4 protein-coding genes are annotated in these 4,867 nt (G+C 70.9%); all 4 read left to right on the top strand.

Going from position 1 to position 4,867, the window contains the following annotated elements:
• Positions 1-438, top strand: a 438-nt coding sequence (gene rimP, locus AAG827_RS21930; RefSeq protein WP_341928333.1) for a ribosome maturation factor RimP, incomplete at its 5' end; no start/stop codon positions are given.
• Positions 438-1,466, top strand: coding sequence for a transcription termination factor NusA (gene nusA / locus AAG827_RS21925; RefSeq protein WP_341928332.1), 1,029 nt, complete (start codon positions 438-440; stop codon positions 1,464-1,466). The genes rimP and nusA, both read left to right, overlap by 1 nt.
• Before the next feature lie 89 nt (positions 1,467-1,555).
• Positions 1,556-1,864 (top strand): YlxR family protein, encoded by a 309-nt coding sequence (locus AAG827_RS21920; RefSeq protein WP_341928331.1) that lies wholly within the window; start codon positions 1,556-1,558, stop codon positions 1,862-1,864.
• A gap of 128 nt (positions 1,865-1,992) precedes the next feature.
• Entirely contained in the window at positions 1,993-4,839 is a 2,847-nt protein-coding gene (gene infB, locus AAG827_RS21915) for a translation initiation factor IF-2 (protein ID WP_341928330.1), read from the top strand.
• Positions 4,840-4,867 lie beyond the last annotated feature (28 nt).

The following is a 4,867-nucleotide window of genomic DNA, read 5'->3' as shown; positions in this document are numbered from 1 at the left end:
GTCGAGGCCGTCGAGATCACCCCCGCCGGCAAGCGCCGCGTGCTGCGCATCGCGGTCGACAAGGACGGCGGCGTCACGATGGACGACGTCGCCGAGGCGACGCGCACCATCGACGGCGTGCTCGAGTCCTCCGACGTCATGGGCGAGATGCCCTACACGCTCGAGGTGACCTCGCGCGGGGTCGACCGCCCGCTCACGCTGCCCCGCCACTGGCGCCGCAACATCGACCGGCTGGTCAAGGTGACCTTGAGCGACGGGTCGTCCTTCACCGGACGGATCCTGACCACCGACGAGACCGGCGCGAGCGTCGAGGTCTCCGGCGTGGAGCGCGCTGTGCGCCTCGACCAGGTCGACAAGGCGCTCGTGCAGATCGAGTTCAACCGCAAGCCCGTCGCCGGCGATGACGCTGGCGACATCGACGAGGAGGACGACGCCTGATGGACATCGACATGAGCATCCTGAGGATGCTGGAGCGAGAGAAGGAGATCTCCTTCTCCGTGCTGGTCGAGGCGATCGAGCAGGCCCTCCACACCGCCTACCTCCGCACGCCGGGCTCCCACGAGAAGGCGCGCGTCACCCTGGACCGCAAGACCGGCCACGTGACCGTGCTCGCCGCCGAGCTCGACGACGACGGCAACGTCGTGGGCGAGTTCGAGGACACCCCCGACGGCTTCGGCCGGATCGCTGCCACGACCGCGAAGCAGATCATGCTCCAGCGGCTGCGCGACGCCGAGGACGACGTGCGGTTCGGCGAGTTCGCCGGCAAGGAGGGCGACATCATCTCCGGCGTCATCCAGCAGGGCCGCAACCCCGACGACGTGATGGTCGACCTCGGCAAGCTCGAGGCGCTGCTGCCGGTCGGCGAGCGCGTGCCCGGCGAGGACTACAGCCACGGCACCCGCATCAAGTGCCTGGTCGTCTCCGTGCGCAAGGGGATGCGCGGCCCGCAGATCACGCTGTCGCGCTCGCACCCCAACCTGGTCAAGAAGCTCTTCGCGCTCGAGGTCCCCGAGATCGCCAGCGGCGTCGTGGAGATCATGGCCATCGCCCGCGAGGCCGGCCACCGCACCAAGATCGCGGTCAAGACCGACGCCAGCGGGGTCAACCCCAAGGGAGCCTGCATCGGCCCGATGGGCCAGCGCGTGCGCAACGTGATGTCGGAGCTGCACGGCGAGAAGATCGACATCGTCGACTGGTCCGACGACCCGGCCCGCATGGTGGCCAACGCCCTGTCGCCGGCCCGGGTCAACTCGGTCGAGATCGTCGACCTGGCCGCCCGCTCCGCCCGCGTGGTGGTCCCCGACTTCCAGCTGTCGCTGGCGATCGGCAAGGAGGGCCAGAACGCCCGCCTGGCGGCCCGCCTCACCGGGTGGCGCATCGACATCCACGGCGACGACGAGGCGCCGGCCGCGGCGCCGGCGGCCGCCTCGACAGAGTCGCCCGCTGAGGTGCCGGCCGAGGACTGAGTGGCTGCTGGGGTCCCTGTGACCTGCTCCCGCCCAGCAGCGGGGTCGCCCCGGTTCGGTGAAGTGGCCGGAGTTGGATAGACTCGCCGGTGGTGGTCAACCCAAGTGCTCCTCTCACGTCGACGGACCCTGTCCGCACGTGCGTGGGGTGCCGCAAGCGGGCCGCCAAGCGCGAGTTGTTGCGTGTGACAGCAGGATCGGACGTGCACGGCCTCGCGGCCGTGCTGCCCGATCCCGATGGCACCGCACCCGGCCGGGGAGCGCACCTCCACCCCGTCACCGAGTGCTACGACCTCGCCGTACGGCGACGAGCCTTCACCCGTGCCCTCCGGCACGAGGGAGGGTTGTCCACCGTGCCGGTGGCGGACTACCTCGACTCACGCTCAGACCCACAGTGACGAAACCGACCAGAAACTGGAGCAGCAGCTCATGAGCACTCGATGAGTAACTCCCGATGAGTTTGCAACACCACCACTAACGGTCCGACACACCACCGCAGGACGCGGGTCGGGCCAGAAGGAGAATTGTGGCTAAGACCCGAGTCCACGAGCTCGCCAAAGAGTTCGGCGTCGAGAGCAAGTTCGTTCTCGAGAAGTTCAAGGAGATGGGGGAGTTCGTCAAGTCGGCGAGCTCCACTGTCGAGCTCCCTGCGGAGATGCGTTTCCGCAAGGAGGTAGGCGCGTCCCTCAAGGCCGACGGCCCTGCTGCCGCAGCCCCCGCCGAGGACAAGCCCGCCGCCCCCAAGCCGGCCCCGCGCAAGCCCGGCCCGGTCAAGAAGGCTGTCGCCCCCGAGGAGAAGGCCCCCGAGCCGACTCCCGAGCCCGTCGCCCCGGCCGCGCCCGTCGTCGAGGAGGCCCCCGCGGCCGCCCCGGTCGCACCCGCAGCCGAGGCCGCTGCCCCCGCCGCGACGCCGGCCGCCCCGGAGGCGCCCGCCGCTGCCGCGAGCGCCGGCACGAGTGCCCGCCCCAAGGCGCCCACCCCGGCGCCCCGCCCGGTCGGTCGCCCCGGTGCCCCGCGCCCCGGCAACAACCCGTTCTCGTCGAGCCAGGGGATGGGCCGCAAGCCCGCCGCCCCGCCGCGCGAGGCCCCTGCCGACGACGCCCCCGCTCCCGCGGCCGGCGACAACCGTCCGCCCCGTCCCCCCGCTGCCCGTGAGGGTGGCGCTCCGGGTCGTCCGGGCATGCCGCGCCCCAACCCGGCGATGATGCCCAAGTCCCCCTCCGCCTTCGGTCCCGGCCCTGCCGGCCGCGGTGGCCCCGGCGGCCCCGGTCGCGGTGGCCCCGGCGGTGCGCCCGGTCGCGGTGGCCCCGGCGGTGCGCCCGGTCGCGGTGCGCCCGGTCGCGGTGCCCCCGCTGGTGCGGGTGCGCCCGGTGGTCGTCCCGGCGGCTTCGGCCCGAGCGGTGGCGGTCGTCCCGGTGGCGGCAACCGCCCCGGCCAGCGTGGCCAGACCCAGGGTGCCTTCGGTCGCCCCGGCGGCCCGTCGCGTCGTGGACGCAAGTCCAAGCGTGCCCGTCGCCAGGAGTTCGAGGCCATGGAGGCCCCGACCCTGGGCGGCATGCGGGTCCGCAAGGGCAACGGCGAGACCGTGCGTCTCGCCCGTGGCGCCTCGCTGACCGACTTCGCCGACAAGGTCGGCGTCGACGCGGCCCAGCTGGTGCAGATGCTCTTCCACCTCGGTGAGATGGTCACCGCGACCGAGTCGGTCAACGACGCGACGCTCGAGCTGCTCGGTGAGGAGCTCAACTACAACGTCGAGGTCGTCTCCCCGGAGGACGAGGACCGCGAGCTGCTCGAGTCGTTCGACATCGAGTTCGGCACCGACGAGGGCGACGACAGCGACCTCGTCATCCGCCCGCCGGTCGTGACCGTCATGGGTCACGTCGACCACGGAAAGACCAAGCTCCTCGACGCGCTGCGCAACGCCAACGTCGTCGACAAGGAGGCCGGTGGCATCACGCAGCACATCGGTGCCTACCAGGTCCACACCGAGGTCGACGGCACCGACCGTCGCATCACCCTCATCGACACCCCGGGTCACGAGGCGTTCACCGCCATGCGTGCTCGTGGTGCGCAGGCGACCGACATCGCGATCCTCGTGGTCGCGGCTGACGACGGCGTCATGCCGCAGACGGTCGAGGCGCTCAACCACGCCCGCGCCGCCGGTGTCCCGATCGTGGTCGCGGTCAACAAGATCGACAAGCCCGACGCCGACCCGACCAAGGTCCGCGGTCAGCTGACCGAGTACGGCCTCATCCCCGAGGAGTACGGCGGCGACTCGATGTTCGTCGACGTCTCGGCCAAGTCCGAGCTCAACCTCGACAAGCTGCTCGAGGCCGTCGTCCTGACCGCCGACGCCTCGCTCGACCTGCGGGCCAACCCCCACCAGGACGCCCAGGGCCTGGTCGTCGAGGCCCACCTCGACCGTGGCCGCGGCCCGGTCGCGACGGTCCTCGTCCAGCGCGGCACCCTGCGCGTTGGCGACTCGATCGTGGCGGGCGCCGGCTACGGCCGCGTGCGCGCCATGCTCGACGAGCACGGCGACAACATCGAGGTGGCCGACCCGTCGCGCCCCGCGATGGTCCTCGGTCTCACCGCGGTGCCTGGCGCAGGCCAGAACTTCATCGTGGTCGAGGACGACCGCATGGCCCGCCAGATCGCCGAGAAGCGTGAGGCGCGCGAGCGTGCCGCCATGCAGGCCAAGCGTCGGGTCCGTCGCACCCTCGAGGACTTCATGGCCTCCATGGAGAAGGGCGAGAGCCAGGAGCTCAACCTCATCCTCAAGGGCGACGTGTCCGGCTCGGTCGAGGCCCTCGAGGACGCTCTCGCGCAGATCGACGTCGGCGACGAGGTCAGCCTCCGGGTCATCGACCGCGGCGTCGGTGCCATCACCGAGACCAACGTCGACCTCGCTGCCGCCTCCGACGCCATCATCATCGGCTTCAACGTCCGGCCCCAGGGCAAGGCGGGCCAGATGGCGGACAAGGAAGGCGTCGAGATCCGCTACTACTCGGTCATCTACAACGCGATCGAGGAGATCGAGGCGGCCCTCAAGGGCATGCTCAAGCCGGTCTACGAGGAGTCGACCCTGGGCCAGGCGGAGATCCGTGCGATCTTCCGCTCGTCCAAGCTCGGCAACATCGCAGGCTGCATGGTCACCTCGGGTGTCATCCGCCGCAACGCCAAGGTCCGCATCCTGCGCGACAGCAAGGTCGTGGCCGACAACCTCGACCTCGGCTCGCTCAAGCGGGAGAAGGACGACGCCTCCGAGGTCCGCGAGGGCTTCGAGTGCGGTCTGGTCGTCAAGAACTTCCAGGACATCAAGGAAGGCGATGTCGTGGAGGCCTTCGAGATGCGCGAGATCGCTCGCTCCTGATCGACCCCGATCGAGTCGGCGCAATGTG

Source organism: Nocardioides psychrotolerans (assembly GCF_943371775.1).
In the GTDB taxonomy this organism is placed as follows: Bacteria; Actinomycetota; Actinomycetes; order Propionibacteriales; family Nocardioidaceae; genus Nocardioides; species Nocardioides psychrotolerans_A.
This window is presented reverse-complemented; position numbering and strand designations above follow the sequence as displayed.

Coding starts and splice junctions, on each gene's coding strand:
- nusA (WP_341928332.1), top strand. CDS start 438: ATGGACATCGACATGAGCATCCTGAGGATGCTGGAGCGAGAGAAGGAG.